General features: G+C 31.3%; 17 protein-coding genes and 1 pseudogene. 1 reads left to right on the top strand and 17 read right to left on the bottom strand.

Annotated features, from left to right (window positions below; all coding sequences use genetic code 11):
• Window positions 1–349: 349 nt before the first annotated feature.
• From BW946_RS18630 to BW946_RS18605, 6 genes are all read right to left on the bottom strand, one after another.
• On the bottom strand, window positions 350–2440 hold the full coding sequence (locus BW946_RS18630; RefSeq protein WP_076597596.1) for an AAA family ATPase: 2091 nt from the start codon (window positions 2438–2440) through the stop codon (window positions 350–352).
• 1 nt (window position 2441) lies between these two features.
• Entirely contained in the window at window positions 2442–2888 is a 447-nt protein-coding gene (locus tag BW946_RS18625; protein WP_076597595.1) for a hypothetical protein, read from the bottom strand.
• On the bottom strand, window positions 2881–3228 hold the full coding sequence (locus BW946_RS18620; RefSeq protein WP_076597594.1) for a hypothetical protein: 348 nt from the start codon (window positions 3226–3228) through the stop codon (window positions 2881–2883). Before BW946_RS18620 ends, BW946_RS18625 begins: the two co-directional genes overlap by 8 nt.
• Window positions 3229–3273: 45 nt before the next feature.
• Window positions 3274–4011 (bottom strand): hypothetical protein, encoded by a 738-nt coding sequence (locus tag BW946_RS18615; RefSeq protein ID WP_076597593.1) that lies wholly within the window; start codon window positions 4009–4011, stop codon window positions 3274–3276.
• A gap of 2 nt (window positions 4012–4013) precedes the next feature.
• Complete coding sequence (locus BW946_RS18610; RefSeq protein ID WP_076597592.1) at window positions 4014–5042, bottom strand: ComEC/Rec2 family competence protein; 1029 nt, start codon at window positions 5040–5042, stop codon at window positions 4014–4016.
• Window positions 5043–5387: 345 nt separating this feature from the next.
• The gene (locus tag BW946_RS18605; RefSeq protein WP_076597591.1) at window positions 5388–6257 is read right to left on the bottom strand and encodes a DUF4238 domain-containing protein; all 870 of its coding nucleotides are present in this window, start codon (window positions 6255–6257) and stop codon (window positions 5388–5390) included.
• A gap of 52 nt (window positions 6258–6309) precedes the next feature.
• Between BW946_RS18605 and BW946_RS18600 the strand changes: the two genes are divergently transcribed.
• Entirely contained in the window at window positions 6310–7305 is a 996-nt protein-coding gene (locus BW946_RS18600; RefSeq protein WP_076597590.1) for a hypothetical protein, read from the top strand.
• Window positions 7306–8116: 811 nt separating this feature from the next.
• On the opposite strand, the gene BW946_RS18595 is transcribed toward BW946_RS18600, so the two are convergent.
• The 11 genes and pseudogenes from BW946_RS18595 to BW946_RS18535 all read right to left on the bottom strand — a co-directional run bounded on the left by BW946_RS18595 (window position 8117) and on the right by BW946_RS18535 (window position 16222).
• Window positions 8117–8653: a thermonuclease family protein gene (locus BW946_RS18595; protein ID WP_076597589.1), complete on the bottom strand. Its 537-nt coding sequence runs from the start codon at window positions 8651–8653 to the stop codon at window positions 8117–8119.
• Window positions 8654–8792: 139 nt separating this feature from the next.
• Window positions 8793–9428 (bottom strand): hypothetical protein, encoded by a 636-nt coding sequence (locus BW946_RS18590; protein ID WP_076597588.1) that lies wholly within the window; start codon window positions 9426–9428, stop codon window positions 8793–8795.
• 5 nt (window positions 9429–9433) lie between these two features.
• Window positions 9434–9802: a hypothetical protein gene (locus BW946_RS18585; protein ID WP_076597587.1), complete on the bottom strand. Its 369-nt coding sequence runs from the start codon at window positions 9800–9802 to the stop codon at window positions 9434–9436.
• Between the two features lie 83 nt (window positions 9803–9885).
• Window positions 9886–10287, bottom strand: a complete 402-nt coding sequence (locus BW946_RS18580; RefSeq protein ID WP_076597586.1) for an RHS repeat-associated core domain-containing protein — start codon at window positions 10285–10287, stop codon at window positions 9886–9888.
• Window positions 10288–10742: 455 nt separating this feature from the next.
• Window positions 10743–11042 (bottom strand): hypothetical protein, encoded by a 300-nt coding sequence (locus BW946_RS18575; protein WP_139326037.1) that lies wholly within the window; start codon window positions 11040–11042, stop codon window positions 10743–10745.
• Window positions 11043–11044: 2 nt separating this feature from the next.
• Entirely contained in the window at window positions 11045–11563 is a 519-nt protein-coding gene (locus tag BW946_RS18570) for a DUF4225 domain-containing protein (protein WP_076597584.1), read from the bottom strand.
• Window positions 11560–11982: pseudogene (locus BW946_RS18565) on the bottom strand (RHS repeat-associated core domain-containing protein); the annotation flags it as partial. The pseudogene BW946_RS18565 and the gene BW946_RS18570, both read right to left, overlap by 4 nt.
• A gap of 548 nt (window positions 11983–12530) precedes the next feature.
• A complete protein-coding gene (locus tag BW946_RS18555) occupies window positions 12531–13430 on the bottom strand; it encodes an RHS repeat-associated core domain-containing protein (RefSeq protein WP_076597581.1) in 900 nt (299 codons plus the stop codon).
• Between the two features lie 425 nt (window positions 13431–13855).
• Window positions 13856–14197 (bottom strand): hypothetical protein, encoded by a 342-nt coding sequence (locus tag BW946_RS18545; protein WP_076597579.1) that lies wholly within the window; start codon window positions 14195–14197, stop codon window positions 13856–13858.
• Window positions 14197–15465, bottom strand: coding sequence for a polymorphic toxin-type HINT domain-containing protein (locus BW946_RS18540; protein WP_076597578.1), 1269 nt, complete (start codon window positions 15463–15465; stop codon window positions 14197–14199). Before BW946_RS18540 ends, BW946_RS18545 begins: the two co-directional genes overlap by 1 nt.
• Window positions 15466–15541: 76 nt before the next feature.
• Window positions 15542–16222 (bottom strand): hypothetical protein, encoded by a 681-nt coding sequence (locus tag BW946_RS18535; RefSeq protein ID WP_139326035.1) that lies wholly within the window; start codon window positions 16220–16222, stop codon window positions 15542–15544.
• Between the last annotated feature and the right edge of the window lie 13 nt (window positions 16223–16235).

Below are 16235 nucleotides of genomic sequence, written 5' to 3'. Positions count from 1 at the left end.
AATAAAAAGTTATTTCCGTAAAATTTTTTGAGCTATGAGGGCTCAAAATTTTCCAGAATAACTTTTTAACTTACACAGTTAGTGAAACACTACCATTGTATGTATTTCAGCTTAAATCTGGGGTTAACATAACTCTAGATTTAGGCTTCTATAATAAGTAATGCTATTTAATACTAACATTATGATTGTATTACACAATTGGAAAACTTTAGCCCCATTAACGACCGTACTAAAAAATAAGCTTTTTGCCACCTACATTATCGCTGTGATAGCCTCGCCTATTTTTTTGCGATATTAATTATTAAAGACTACTATAACATAGCATAATGTTAATTTTTGATTATTAACATCAAGAATTCAATGGTTGAATACACTTGTCTTTTCGATTATTTCCATCAATCATATTTAATTTATAATCCTTTCCTTCGACTAGGCCAGCGTTTGTGAGCATTGTTATTAAATTAATTTCCTTTTCATTACCTCCTTCTTGTTCATCTTTAACTTTATCTTCTTTAGAAATTGCCACTATAATCTGCCTATTTTTAACATTTGAGGCTTCTTTCAGCAATTCCTGTAGATCTGCTGATGCCATTGCATGTTGCCCAGGTTCATCCAAAACCAATATTCCAAGATGATATTTTGCTTTGACCAAAAGAGACATGTAAAAGGCCCACTGAGCTCTAATAAAATCGCTGGCAGAAGATACCAATCTTATCGGCTGCGATGTTGTCATTCCTACAACACTAGCAACCGGAAATAATTTATTAGGTTCATCTTTGGCAATGAATATACGATCCATAATTTCACCAGAATATCCAAATGTTGATAAGTATTGCTTAAAAGAATTTTTAAAACTAACAATTTTATCTTCATCTACTTTTTTATTTGCCATTAGATGATCTTTTCTACTTTTAATGGTTCTTAGTTGTTTGGAAATTTGAACAAGATCACCTTTAAATTTTTCAAACTGAATACTAATTTTCCGTAGTTTATTCAATTCAAATTTTAATTGCATTTCTTCTCCAATTGCTGTTCTAGAAGGAATTCTTTGATCCTCAACTACTTCTTTGTTTAATTCTGTAAGTTTAACTTGTAAATCTTGAATCTGTTCGCTATAATAAATTAGTGTTTTGTCAAACCGTTCCAATAAATTGGCTGAACTTTTTATATATGAGCTATACAAACTTCTTTCAGATTTATAAAAATCTAATGACTTTATTGAATTAACACGATCTACATTCTTAAGCTCTATATCAAAATTATGTAAGGATGAGTTACAAACTGGGCAGTTTTCCACAGAACCTATTTTAAATGATTCTAGCTGACTAATTTTATTCAATCCATTCAATACTTCTATCTCTTTGTCCAGTTCTTCTAACCTTAATTTGTACTTATTGATTTTTATATCTTCATTTATTTTCTCTTTCTGGACAATTTTAAACTCATCCTTAAGGTGCGCTAAATTAGTCTCTGCCTCTGCTAATTGATTTAAGAGATCTGGATTATTGACATTCCTTACATTATAAATGATTTGATTTTTGCTATTTATTATTTCTAACTGAATACCAATATTAGTTATACTATCATCAATTGTCGAAAAACTACCATCTAAATTTTTAGTTTGCAATTTCAACTTTTCGATTTTCTTTGGAGAAAGTTCCAAAGAAAATATACTATTTAAATTGGCTGTTGAAAAATTATAAAAAGCAACCAGAGATTGAAATGTATCAACAGTATTATTCCATACCACCCTCAATTGTTTATCATCTTCCTTTAATTTATCTAATTCAAACTCCTCAATTAATCCGCTTAAGCCTAAAGTATATTCAACAATTTTCTGCTTTGCTTTTTTTGTGCTAAATGACGGTACTTGAGCAAAGAAGTCAGACCAACCTTTGGTCTGTTCAACAAAAGAGCTTGCAAATATTTGTTGAAGATAAAGTATTTTTTGATTCCCATTTTCACCCTTAAACACGGGAATCGCAATTCCAGAAAAATCAGATAACCATTTATAAAATCCTTCGGAATGATCACTATCACCATTTGCATGAATGAACTTCTCTTCGGCCAGACCATCATTTATTTGAACGGCGAGCTTATTTGATTCATATCCATAAATTGATTTAATGGAACGTTTTATACATGCCACATCTCCTCTATCGTTACAAAGATGTAATTCTGCATAGGATTCGTTCACCGTAATATTAATATTATCGTATTTGAAACTACTTTTAAGACATTCCTTAAGACCGTCAGAACTACCATAGCTAGCCAGTTGCTCCAAACCTAAACAATAATATATACACGAAAGGATAGTTGACTTTCCACTTGAATTATCACCTGATATTATATTAAGCCCAGAATTGAAGCTATATTTAAAACCGAACTTCTTTCCTTCCTTATTTTCAACAATAGCTTGAATGGAATTTATTGTTATCATTTTACCAGATTAAATATTGATTTTTAAGTTCATCATTTGTCACTTCAACCGACCACTTTTTAATTTCATTTGAAAGCTCAGGCAAGATATTTTTATTCTCTATTTGATCAACTAAGTGCTTACCTTTTAATGATAATGAGAAACTTATTCCAGTTTGGGGGTTTTTAATTTCCAAAAGTTCCCTTTCAAAGGCTACTATTATTTTTTTACGTAGTCCATCAGAAATATCCCAAGGTGAAGAAAGCTGCACTGAAAGCTTTGAAATTGGTAAATTTTTCTTTAACGCATCAAAAATAAATGCTATTTTTTTCAGGGGTACCGATTTAGAGTTTCCAAAAATAGAATAATTCACAATTAGCAATATTATGATTATTGCTACTTCGTCATTTTCCCAATAGGCATCTAAAATTTTAATTTTATTGCCTTTAATTTTTAATTTCTCACTCATCTTCTGTAAAACTTAAACTACAATTTGCAATCCAATTACTAATACCATAGAGTGCCAAAGTTTTAATTTCTGCAACATTTAACAATTCACCAATTTGATCTTTCAAATAATCTTCATATTCAGATATCATATTATTTAAACCTATTCGCGCCTCTTTTTTTGAATCAGCATCAATTTCTTTGTCAACCAAATTATACACTTTATACGCTTCGTCGTAACAGTTGAAAATACTTTGATTTTTTCTAAGTTCTGATGAAAGAAAAGTTTGACCGACTATTAACCTCTTAATAACATAGTTTTTCTTTTCTTCCAATAATTTATCTTGATATACTTTCGGCAATTTTAGATTGATATAATCAAGTTGCGGCTTATTGATTGGTTCTTTCTACCAATTTGAAATAGCTTCATCAGTTGTCTGGTCAATAATTGAGGTCAAGGAATTTTTACTTAATTTTTTATCATAATTGAGTAAAGTTGAATCTTGAGTTTTTAAGTCAAGACCAAGAATATCTATTGCGGTAACACTTGTAAATTTTAATTGCCCATCATTTCCATCGTTAGGTATTTCAATCATTACACCGAAACAAATCAATTCGTCATGATTATCAAGAAACAAACCAGACCCGGACCATCCAGATAACCACGTGCTTCCAGTTTTAAATGAACTGTTTATAAGTTTTTCCTTATCAATATCACAAAGAAACTTATGAATAGAATCTTGACAGACAACATTAAAACTTAGATTCTTCTGTAGTATGGGCTCATTGGCTGACTCATACTTTCCTCTAAACAAAAAAGAATGTTTGGGATTTCTAGGAATAGTATAGAAACAAGGACATAAATATAACGATAAATCTTCCTTTGAATTAAGTTTAAGGACAATTATATCATATTCTTTAGCATGATCAATATCTCCTAGACACTCTCTTACTCCGTGACAATTTCCTAAATAATCACTTACTGACCATTCTTCAAGGTTTGGAATTTCATCAAAATTTTTACCATATAAATTATGTCCAGCGGTTATACATAATAATTCTTCCCCCCAAGGAAATATAACTGAACCTCCAACATATTTTTCATTTTTTAAAATGAGACCTGTAGTTTTATTTAAATGTTCCATGGTCAAAATTTACTATCAAATTCTAGTTCTTCGATCTCCTTAAAAATTATATTTTTCTGCTCATCTTTCGTCAAGAGTTTGTCCTTATCTAGTGAATAATTAGAATAAATAGTGATCGATTCATCTTCATTTTTCCGACCATATGTAGCAATCAAAACTAAAGTTTCTCTTGAAGGATGATAATATGGACCACTACCATCTGTAGAAATTAAATATTTTGAACACCTTATACTTTTTAAAAGCTGTACAGTTGTATTATGTTTTGAACCGTGATGACTAATTTTTAGTAAATCTATTTCGCAGGGTTCGCTCTCATTACATTTTAGGTGTTCGCAAACTATATTAGGATTTGAATCTCCCAAAAACAATAATTGATTTCCTTTATATTTTAACAAAAATGCAATGGAGGAAGAATTTAATAAATCATCTTCCCATTTATGCGGTTGGGGCGGAGATTTTAAAATTTCTTCTTTTGATCGAAGCTTTTTATGGACATCTACACCAACTCTATCATTTGTTTGCAATTTCTGATTTAGGTACTCTTGATAAATCTTATTTGCGGTCCATTTTTCAATCAACATTGATAAAATATCTATACTAGGTGATAATATTACTAATTCCACATCACCAATTTTAAGAGTATTATAATTTTCGCTTTCTACAAAAAGTGGTTTTGGAACAATTCCTCTTTCTTCCAATAGTATTTCGAGATTCACACCGTGTTTAATTCCAACCTTTTCTGAGGAATCTGGTGCAACTATAAGATTCGGAGTATTTAAAAATACGGTCAACTGTCTATTAATAGGATGCTGTTTATCGCTTAACCATTTAAAAAATCCTCCGATATGATCATAATCTACATGGGTAATAATCACGAAATCATTTACCCCAAAATCACTGATTAATGGTCCAAGATAACGATAAGTACCTTCGAAGCCAAAATCGATTAATAAACGGTTTTTAATTTCTGATTCCCAAGTCATAAGGAAGCTATCACCCTTCCCAGCTTTAAAACATTTAAGATTAAGCATAGTAAAAAGCTTTACTTTGGAAGATTAAATTGATCATATGGCTTTTAGTTTGAGTGAAAAATACAAAAAAGATTTAAATTACAACAACTAATTTATGCTATTTTCAAAGAAGCAAATCTACTTTCCTAAATTTAATTTACCTTACTGGAAACCGTAATTCTAATGTCCCAGTCATATAATCATTGTAATTAATATTAAATTTTAACTTGGTCCATAAAAATATATATTTGAAATTTGACGAATACTTTTAAATGAAGGGCGGCGCAAGTTAGATTACTAAGAAATTGGGCCATTGTTCTCGACTCATTCAAATTGAAAATCCGAAAAATCAATAAATTAAAATACCTAAATTGTAAGCTCTTCTCTTACCTGAAAAATAAAGGTTTTTAGGTAGTTCTCATTTTCACAGGCTAAGAATTTTCTAGAATATATAAAATTAGCTTTATTAATATCATAAATGTGAGTTGAGTCTAATGCATGAATCATTGACGATTGAGGACTCTTACTCCATTTGGTAGAAAATAATTGTAAATAAACTTTGCTGCTTAAAGCTAAGCCGATATATGCAATCTCTTTCACATCCGGATTGAAATAAACATTGATTTTATCCCTTACAGTTGCCGCTCCAAAATCTCCAAGCAAAAAATAATCATCGTTACTTTTTGGAACAGTCAAAATCCAGTTCATCTCGCCCATAGATTCTATTATGTGCTCGGCAAGTTCCTCATAATTATTAGTATTAGTGTACTTAATCTCATTATCAAAATTAAATGCTTTATAAAAATCTTCCTTAAGATCATCAATGGCATGTTCCATAATATCTTTCATTCCATTAAATATGCCATCGTCCATTCTTTTTTTATAATGAGGAGTCCTAAATTCACCAATTACGCCGTAACGGGCAAAATACATAAGTGCTGTGTCAAGCTCTTCAGAAAATTCTTTCGAATCTATAAATTCTCTTACAGTTTGCAAATGTCTGTCAAAATCCTTTTCAAATTTATCGTTCAGTTGATTTTCAATAGTGGTATAATCTATATTTTCGGATACTCGTCTAGTGTTAAGATTTCTTTCACTAAAAATATTACGTGTTCCATTACTTTTAAACAAATTATTTTGCTGTTTGTCATACAAATAAATACAGCCATCGTCTTTATTGAAAAAGTTCTTAATATGGATTTGAGATATATAGTGATGGTTTTTGGGGATACTCATTTATCAATGTTTCAGTAAATATAGTTATATTTCAAACTTAATTTTTTTACTAATGATCGAAACACAAATAAATATTTCAGTAAATAGAAAAGCTGATATAAATACAATCAAAAGTATATTAATTAGGAACAAAATAGAATCTCCTATTTATTTAACAGAATTCGTAGGAAATTTTGCAATAAATTTTACCAGTAGCTACGAAGAATGGGAACTTGACAAATTAATAAGTGAGGCATTTCCTGGATATGAATTTACAACTGATCTGCGCCATGGAAGAAAAGAGATTCGAGTAGAAATTTCAAGATACCAATCTGAATTGTGTAAAACTGATTGGGGGAACCCTATTGACAATCCTCTAAATGAAACCAAGTACCTCATAAAAAAGAGCGTAGAAGCTTCCATTCAGTTTAATCCGGTAATTAAAGTCCTTTTTGGACCAGATGAGCAAACTTATCATATAAATATCATTCCTGGTATTAATAATTCTACACAAGAAAAAGGATTCCTACTCGTAGATGAATTTAAGCATGAGGCAGATCCTGAAACAGCTGATTTTTTTCCAGATAAACTTTATAAAACTCAGCTTGATGCCTTTTATAGAGGTAAAGACAAGTTGGAAAATATTGTAGACCGAGATTTCAAGGACTATTTGGAGATAAAAAAGAAAGAAAAACAACAGCGTGAAAAAATTCCTAGGAAAATAGTCCGTGAGTTTGTAAAAGCTTGTAATAACTTTGCTGAGGAATCTATTTTAAAGGATTTATCTGAGAACCTAATTTTCGAAATAAGGATCAATTGGAAGCAAAAACTTATTACTAATGGTTTAGAAGAGTTTAAAAATTATATTGATTCTTCTTACCAAGAAATATGCCGAAGGGATTTTAAAATAAAATCGTCATGGTCATTTATGGAAAAGGATATAATTATTTCTTTAGAAACATCTACGCCAACTTCTGAAATGGATGAAGATGTAAAGAGTTTTTATAGAATTAGATTAAATATCAGACTGGAAGAAGGTAAAATAACTCAGATAATTTTAGAAAAATAAGAGTATGATTCACGCCATAACATCTCAAGTTATAGTGTTGTCATTAGTATTAAAATGGAAATTATATTTGGCGAAATAAATTAGTTGTTATTTAGAGTCGTTGACAAATATTTATTTCAAAACATCTACCAAAATGATTATTGGCAAATTTCGGGGCAGTAATTAAAAATATCTTTAAAAATTAGGTTTAAAGTGCAATGAAAGTATTGGTTAGAATCCTTACCTTTCATTTGAAAAAGAAATTTCAATACTGAATCAACGCCATAATTAAAAGTTATAAAAGTTCATAGCTTTTTATAAATGAGCTTTGAGCTGATAATAAATCAACTCAAAGCTGAAAATTATGTATTTTGGTTATTATAATAGTCCCAAAAACTTAATAAAATCAATATGGCAAGAGGATTCGAACTTGAATTATTAATCCTAAAACATTAAAAACCAATCTATTGAAAAATAGATTCCTTAAAATATTAGAACAAAGGTTCGAAAAATTGCTCCCGTCAAGATATCTCAAAAGGATTCGAACTATCCGAACACTCACACAAACAACTAATAATCAAATATTTAACTTCAAAATCCAATTCAAATCTTGTATCAGACGGTTCGAAGATAATCCTTCCAAGCTCACAAAAACCTCACAATTCTTATTGTGAGGTTTTTTGTTTATTTTAGTTTCATGTAATTTATTCCGAAACTTTGGATAATTCTATCTTATACATTCTTCAGAGTCCCTTCATTATGAGCATCAATTGCATGATTGATGGAGGCTTAATTGACCGTTTTCATTTTTTACCACTTATCAGATTAAACACTAACCTTCTATAAATGCAACATCTTTTATTTTTGCTCCATTTTTAGCAGCTTCCATTTTCTTCGTCTTTCTAAGTTCTCGTTTGATTTTACGATATTCCCACGGAGCAATAGCATTACTATCCTGCCACAGACCTATTTTCTTCTGTTGTGCGGTTTCCTGCAGTTTTCCCAAAGAGGCATCTTTGGAATAGGAAAAATACCACCATCCCATTCCGGCTTTGATAAGCTCTCTGGAAAGGTATTTTCCGTCATCATAGTACACTTTCGCAATGGATCTTCCATAACGGTCTGTAGTGGTTTCAACAAAGCTTACCGTTTTCCCGAATACCTGAGCAGAAGTAAACTGCCTGGCATTTTTACCGAACGCCTGCCCATTTTCCGGACAATCGACTTCGGCTAATCTGATCTTTTTTTGTTGATTTCCTTTTAACAGTAAAGTAATGGTATCTCCGTCTGAAATTTTGATCACTTTTCCAGTCGTCTGTGAGAACAGGAATAAAGGGAAAAGTACGTACAACAGCATTAATCGTTTCATGGAGCAAATATAGGGATTAGTGGGGCTTTTTAATTAAAAAACCTCGCGTTTTGCGAGGTTTTTTACTATTGAATTAAGTTATTGGATTTTTTTTCACCTTAACATAAGGAGACTTTGCGGAACAGGCATTTCAATCCTATCAGTGAAATGGTATAGCTACAAATGTATTTTCAAAAATATCTAGTGGTAACGTTTTATCTACATTTAACAGTGTACAACCTTTATTACAAATACAAAGCTTTATTAGTTCTCCATTATGGCTATATCCGTTTAAAATTAATGCCTGGACACCATCTGTATCTAAGATTCTAACAAATTCTTTAAATTTTTCAACTCTATCTGAAATCTCCAGAAAGTTTAGATTGATATCAACAAATGATGTATGCATTTCGGTTACTATTTGAAAAAAATGTTGCCCAATATTATAAGCTGTAAGATCTTTAAATTGTTCATCAGATATTTTAAGATCTGTCTCCAAGCAATCCAAATAAACTATCCTGTCAGCTGATAAATAGTTTTGAGTGTATAACTTGGCACCTAGTGAGATATTAATATTATTTCTTCTGAAAGCCCTTTTCCATTCATCTATTTTTATTAAAATATTTTCATCTGAATATTCCCATAAAAAAGAATAAACCTTCTGATTGGGAAAAAGATCAGCCATTTGAATACCATCTCTTTGACTGTAAAATAACCAAAAAATATCGTAATTGAGTAATTCATAATTAAAAAATTTCGACAGATAATAATTATTGGAATCTATATAGGATGTCATAAAAATTAATGTTGTTTTCCTGTTTTATTTGTAGAGCGAGGCATTTGTCCTTTAAAAGTATAATGGGCTCCTTTCTTATTATGATAATGAGGAGGTTCGTATACTGGTTTAGGTTTTTGGTCCATAAAAAGGTGTCCATCCTTATGTAAAGAAACTTCACCTACCTCTTTATTATTTCTAAATATTTTTTCTTTGTATAACTGAAATTGCTTTGAATTTTGCTCTTCTTTAGACAATTTTTCTACTACAGTCTGATACGTTTGCGAAGTTGGAATATTTTTCTCCCTCATCGCTGCTCTTCTTGCCGCTCTTGCACTGGAAAATGCTTTATCTCCTTCAGATACTGTTCTTATGGCAGCTCCAACTGCCTCCACAGTATTTTTAATTTCTTTACCAACCCTGAATTCGGATAAAAGAAGTACAGATAAAGTTCTATCCTCTTCTGAGAGTTTATCTCCTAAATAGTACGACCCGCTAGTCCTTCTACAACTCCTTTTACATCTCCTACACCTGGAGTCAAATCAACCAATAAGTTAGCTCCCTCTTTATTAACAGCACCTGGTGTCATAAAATACACATGTTTACCATTAGGATCAATATATTTAATAGGATTTTGGTAGGTGTAAATATAAGGATTTAGATTACCCCAATAAAATACCCCTCCATTATGCTGCCCATCACCATAAAACTGAGTCTCCATCGCTGGATTGTAAACAGCCAATGGATCCACGCCATACCAAATGCTCGCTCTCGGGTTATAATATCTCGCTCCATAATAATACAGCCCTGTTTCTCTGTCAAGCTCTTTTGCATTGAACTTATATGGGTTATCATATACTCCTGTTCTCTGCTCCAGCATCGTTTCTCCGAATGGTAAATTTAAGAAAAACTGGGTACTCTGAGCACCTGTATTGTGATATAATTAATTGTTCGTAAATGATCATTAAGCAATATAATTCTAACACTCATTATTATTTTTCACGAAACAAAGCTCCTTTTTCTATTTTCCAGACATTCGGCTTCAACCAGCCTTAACTTTACTTTTTTTGCTGGTTTCCTTTTAACAGTAAAGTAATGGCGTCTCCGTCTGAAATTTTAATCACTTTTCCAGTAGTCTGTGAGAATAGAAATACAAGGAAAAGTATGTACCATTTCATGAGGCAAATATAGAGATTAGAGCATTTTGTTTAATTAAAAAACCTCGCGTTTTGCGAGGTTTTTATAATATTGAATTAAGTTATTGGATTTTTTTGCCTCAAAGTCGGGAGACTTGGTGGAGCAGGGCTATGATTATTAATAAAATTAAAACTTTCTTTAATAAATTAAAAAATCTTTTTTAATTTTTGAAATTTTTTCAATCAAATCTTTCTTATACTCATCAATATCAATATTTTGGATTGATGGAAAGTTATGTGATTTAGCATCAAAATAATATGATACTCTTTCTGTAAAATCATCTTCATTATCATCTAAATAGTCAATAATCTGTCTCGCAGTTTTATCATCCAGATAATCTTCAGGAGATTTAACATAAAAACCATAATTAACAGAATCATTCTTTAATGCTAATTCTAATGCTGGTATATATAATTTATAAAATTCTTTTTTTTCCATTTCTACCATCTTCTTTTTCCATCAGGCCCTTTTTCCCAAGGTCTGTGGTATTTTAAATTACTTCCCTTCCCTCTATGATAATGTGGAACGGGAATTTTATTATCTTTTATCCAATCTGCTAATGTTAATCTTGAAGTTCTTCTACTCGGATGCCTAAGTGGATGTATATCAAATCTTTTTTGTGCTCCATATCCTGGTTTACTTCCTTTAGAAATTCCATTAATATTACCTGTTCCTGATTCTCTTAAAACTTTTGTATTCTTGAGAGAATTCCCCCCTCCTAAAGCTAAAGTTGCTAAATCAGCACCTGTTGCTATATTTTCTGCAGTTTGATCATCAGCTCCTAAAGTTTTAGATCCTGCAACTACGCCTTTATGTAAATAAGTATCCTGACTTTCTCCTGTCCACATTTGCTTTGCTCCAGTGACTGTGTTGTCTATTCCATTTGCTAGTGTTGCAGTCCCTATAACTGCTCCCACACCTGTTTCTGCAGTAAGTAACCCTCCAACTCCACCAATCACAGTTTCAGTAGCCCCCCTACCATTTGTGCAGCCCCCAATCCTCTTGTTGTAACTTGTGAAGCCACTTCTCTTACTCCATCATCAATTGCCCTTCCTAAAGCTGAAAATTTACCACTTATTACAGAAGAATAATTTTGCTTTCCATTTGGATCTACATAAACAATAGGGTTCTGATAAGTATAAATATAAGGATTCAAATTTCCCCAGAAATATACTCCAGCATTATGTTCTCCATCACCATAAAACTGAGTCTCCATCACAGGATTATAGACAGCCAACGGATCCACCCCATACCAGATACTCGCTCTCGGATTATAATATCTCGCTCCATAATAATACAGCCCTGTTTCTCTGTCAATCTCTTTTGCATTAAACTTATATGGGTTATCATATACTCCTGTTCGCTGCTCCAGCATTGTCTCTCCGAATGGTAAATTTAAGAAAAACTGCGTACTCTGAGCACTGGAATTGGTAACATAAAGACGATTCTTAAAGTAAAAAACCTCGCAAAATGCGAGGTTTTTTTAATATTGAACTATGTTATTTTTGACTTTTCTCACCTCAAAGTCGGGACACTTTGCGGAGCGGGAGTATTTAACTTAATATAAATTTGAAATATCAAAAGGAAACTTTATATCTATGATATCTGAACTCCTTGCTTTGCTAAAAATAATATCTAGTCCAACAGATAATGAGTCAATATTCAATAAAAAAACATTATTAGTTATATTGTTTTTTTTAAAAATCATATTTATAAAATTCCAATCAATTTTAGTAAGACTTTTTTTCTCTATTATATTTCCAATTTGTTTAAAAGAGTCGTCATCTATTTTTACACAATAATATGTTTTCAATCCATTAATAAAATTTTTATGAATACAATTGAATATGTATATATCATTGTCAAATGAAACAATTGATGTTATAATGTCATCATACCAATCAATTACATGCAATTTAGTAATTATCATTTTTTATTTTGTTTAAATATTTGCTCCAATGGAACAGGTTTAAATATTTCATTAATTTGTTCTGTTACTTTAGAAGTGACAGGTTTTGGTAGTACCACTGTATGATGTTTAGGATTTTTTCCTGTTTGAACAACCTTAAAAAATGATTCAACAGTAGATTTAGGTGCACTTTTATGTTGTAAATCAGACCCCTTAATTTTATCCTTCAACATTGTTGAGATTCCATGAGGAAAACCAGCTTCCTCAGCTGCTTTTGCTTGTTTAGCTAGTGATTCTGTAGTTTCTGCTTCCTGACCAAATCTCACCAAACTTTTACCTGTAGAAGCTGAGCTGCCTGCTGTTTCTTGAGCTAGTCCTCCTTTTACTCCAAATTTAGATGCAGCAAGACCTATTGTAACATCTAACAGATCTCCAGCTATTGTTTTAGATTGAGCTTTTGGTATTTCATAATACCCAAAAAAACCATCTCCCTGATACCTTTGATCTTTCCCAGCTATACGACTTGCTAAATTTAAAACTCCTGCTCTTGCATCTCCAATAAAACTCCAAGTATAACTCTGGATAGCAAACCCCATTTCCAATTCATCAAATCCATTTTGCTGATAGCCCGTCGTTTGCTTACCATCTGGATCAATATATTTAATTGGATTTTGGTAAGTATAAATATAAGGATTTAGGTTACCCCAATAAAATACTCCTCCATTATGTTCTCCATCACCATAAAACTGAGTTTCTCTTGCAGGATTATAAGTAGCTAAGGGATCCACACCATACCAAATACTTGCTCGCGGGTTATAATATCTCGCTCCATAATAATACAGCCCTGTTTCTCTATCCAGCTCCTTCGCATTGAACTTATATGGGTTATCATATACTCCTGTTCTCTGCTCCAGCATGGTCTCTCCGAATGGTAAATTTAAGAAAAACTGGGTACTCTGAGCACTGGAATTGGTAACAAATGTTGCTGTTCCTAAATGGTCAGTATACAGATAATATTACCTTAACGGTCATTGTTATTTTCTACAAATCATAATATTTTCCCAAATGCCTGCACATTTTCCGGACAATCGGCTTCGGCTAATCTGATCTTTTTTTGCTGATTGCCTTTTAACAGTAAAGTAATGGTATTTTTCATCTGAAATTTTAATTCACTTTTCCGGTAGTCTGTGAGAATAGAAATACAGGGAAAAGTAGGTACAGCAGCATTAATCGTTTCATGGGACAAATATTTGGATAGTCATTATTACAAATAAAAACCTCGCAAAATGCGAGGTTTCATAATATTGAATTAAGTTATTTGAAGGGAAGGTTTTTATAAGACCTACTTATATTTGCAGTGACCAACACTTATTGGCAATGAAGGGTAAGCTTTCATAAAATTACCATACTCAAAATATTGGAAATAGAAATGTTCAATATTAATTTCAATTATATCAATACTTATCTTAAGATTTAAAAAAAAAGTTACAAATTCTTTAATAAAATCATTAATATTAATTATAATATTTTTATCAGCATATAACCCACCATTTATCTCATTACTACTATAACCTCCTCCCCAGTAAATAGAATGATGTTCTACAAAAGCAATAAAACTATTTATTTCATAAGTATCAAATTTATGTCCATTAATTAAAATTTTAAATTCAAATATATCTTTCATTATTTTTTAATTTCTTTCTTAGCAACATCATCAATTATACTATTAACCTGTTTCTTGATATTTGATAGAGTGCCTTTTGGAATGTCTTTTTTACCATGGTCAGCAACAGTAACGTATAGTTCTGAACCTGGATATTTAAATTTCTTATGACTTCCTGCTTGGGCAACTTCTTCAAACCCATTTTTTTCCAATTGTTTAATAACTTCTTTAGAACTCATAACTTTTTTCCAGGCAATATCACATGGTCCACCATTATGCACTAAAATAGATGAATTAGTAACAAAATAATTATGGTTATCTTCTACTATAAAATTATAGACATAATTTAATTTTTTTACTTTTTTTATTGAAGTTACTTGAATATATTCACCTTTGTAATTCGATAATAAATTGCCTGGTTTAATATCCGAAGCCTTAACCCATTTTGCTCCAATATAAAAGGGGTGTTCAGGAGTTGATAAAATTATCTCATTATGAGTAGTAATTTCCATCAAGTCACGTGATAAATTTTCACTTACTTCATTTACTTTTTTAAATTCAGTTTTCTTTGTTTGTAGGTTATAAGACAGAACTTCATCTCCAATCTTTATATCTTCGATCTTTTTATATCCTCCTGACACTTTAATCAATGTTCCTTTTACAAAACATAGAATTTGTCCGACAGATTGCATACTTTTTGCAATTTTTCCTACAGCAGATACTCCACCAAAAATAAACAATTCTTTAGTAGCTTCTGCTCCTTCCTGTTCATATTTTTTTGCCTGAGCCTCATTACCTCTATCTCGCCAATGAGTCTGCATCTGCATACTATGAGCGGCTTCTCCACTAGCGTAAGCAATCATAATCTTAGTTCCCAAACCTCTGGTTAAGAATGTGTCTACCAACGCAAAGGAAGCCATATTAATATTTTTAGACAATTCTAAATACTCACCAGCAACCTGAGATCTTGTCTGAGGATTATCTCCATAAATATTCCAGCTTAGTGTCTGTTTACCATTAGGATCAACATATTTAATCGGATTCTGATATGTATAAATATAAGGATTTAGGTTACCCCAATAAAATACTCCTCCATTATGCTGTCCTTCACCGTAAAACTCAGTCTCCATCGCCGGATTGTAAACAGCCAACGGATCCACCCCATACCAAATACTCGCTCTTGGGTTGTAATATCTTGCTCCGTAATAATACAGCCCTGTTTCTCTATCCAGTTCTTTTGCATTAAACTTATATGGGTTATCATATACTCCTGTTTGCTGCTCCAGCATGGTCTCTCCGAATGGTAAATTTATGATAATTTCCAAACTACCACACGAAAGGATTCGTGCGGAAGCGGCGGGAAAATTAGGAAGTTGACACTAACATAACATCTTCTATTTCCCAATAATTATCATGCAATCTTAGTTTAAATATAGCATTTCTACCGTAATAATCTTTTTTTATACGATGGTCAACAAAAACTAATGCTATTTTTTTAGAAGGATCAAATACAATCTCTGAAAAATAGACAACACCTATCTCACATTCATTTGTGTGTTTATCATACTCTGCCAGATCCAGCACTTTTGCGGTACACAAATTAAATTGATTTGCTTTTATAGAACTTCGTGTACTTAATTTTTTAATAATATCTGGACTATTGGAAAAGTCTTTAAAAAAATCCTTCGTTCTTTGTATGTATTTTATATTATCTTCGGTACTACCTGTAGCAAAATCAGTATTTTTATTTTTAATAGAATCTATATACAAATTGCAAAATTTTTCAGGATGATTAAAAATTTCGTTGTGCGCTTTTGTCTTCTCTTCGATATATAAATCCTCATCATGAACTCTTAAACTATCAAAATATCTTTTTTCACCTAAATAATCTTCTCGAAAAAAATAAGGTATCAACTGATCTGTTAAATCATTATATAGTTTTACATTAGTATCGGTAGATTGACTTACACATTTTTTCATTTCCTCCTTACAATTCGTAAGTAATGAAGAGGATAATAAAATTATAACTATTTTATTAAAATTCATATTGTTTAGGGAT

Origin of the sequence: Chryseobacterium sp. RU33C (assembly GCF_900156015.1) — a bacterium.
Classification (GTDB): domain Bacteria; phylum Bacteroidota; class Bacteroidia; order Flavobacteriales; family Weeksellaceae; genus Chryseobacterium; species Chryseobacterium candidae.
This window is presented reverse-complemented; position numbering and strand designations above follow the sequence as displayed.

Bases quoted from the DNA above. Each gene is read 5' to 3' on its own strand.
- BW946_RS18535 (WP_139326035.1), bottom strand. From the start codon at position 16,222: ATGAATTTTAATAAAATAGTTATAATTTTATTATCCTCTTCATTACTT.
- BW946_RS18625 (WP_076597595.1), bottom strand. From the start codon at position 2,888: ATGAGTGAGAAATTAAAAATTAAAGGCAATAAAATTAAAATTTTAGAT.
- BW946_RS18610 (WP_076597592.1), bottom strand. From the start codon at position 5,042: ATGCTTAATCTTAAATGTTTTAAAGCTGGGAAGGGTGATAGCTTCCTT.
- BW946_RS18545 (WP_076597579.1), bottom strand. From the start codon at position 14,197: ATGAAAGATATATTTGAATTTAAAATTTTAATTAATGGACATAAATTT.
- BW946_RS18555 (WP_076597581.1), bottom strand. From the start codon at position 13,430: ATGCTGGAGCAGAGAACAGGAGTATATGATAACCCATATAAGTTCAAT.
- BW946_RS18580 (WP_076597586.1), bottom strand. From the start codon at position 10,287: ATGCTGGAGCAGAGAACAGGAGTATATGATAACCCATATAAGTTCAAT.
- BW946_RS18605 (WP_076597591.1), bottom strand. From the start codon at position 6,257: ATGAGTATCCCCAAAAACCATCACTATATATCTCAAATCCATATTAAG.
- BW946_RS18595 (WP_076597589.1), bottom strand. From the start codon at position 8,653: ATGAAACGATTAATGCTGTTGTACGTACTTTTCCCTTTATTCCTGTTC.
- BW946_RS18630 (WP_076597596.1), bottom strand. From the start codon at position 2,440: ATGATAACAATAAATTCCATTCAAGCTATTGTTGAAAATAAGGAAGGA.
- BW946_RS18575 (WP_139326037.1), bottom strand. From the start codon at position 11,042: ATGGAAAAAAAAGAATTTTATAAATTATATATACCAGCATTAGAATTA.
- BW946_RS18615 (WP_076597593.1), bottom strand. From the start codon at position 4,011: ATGGAACATTTAAATAAAACTACAGGTCTCATTTTAAAAAATGAAAAA.
- BW946_RS18600 (WP_076597590.1), top strand. From the start codon at position 6,310: ATGATCGAAACACAAATAAATATTTCAGTAAATAGAAAAGCTGATATA.
- BW946_RS18540 (WP_076597578.1), bottom strand. From the start codon at position 15,465: ATGCTGGAGCAGCAAACAGGAGTATATGATAACCCATATAAGTTTAAT.
- BW946_RS18590 (WP_076597588.1), bottom strand. From the start codon at position 9,428: ATGACATCCTATATAGATTCCAATAATTATTATCTGTCGAAATTTTTT.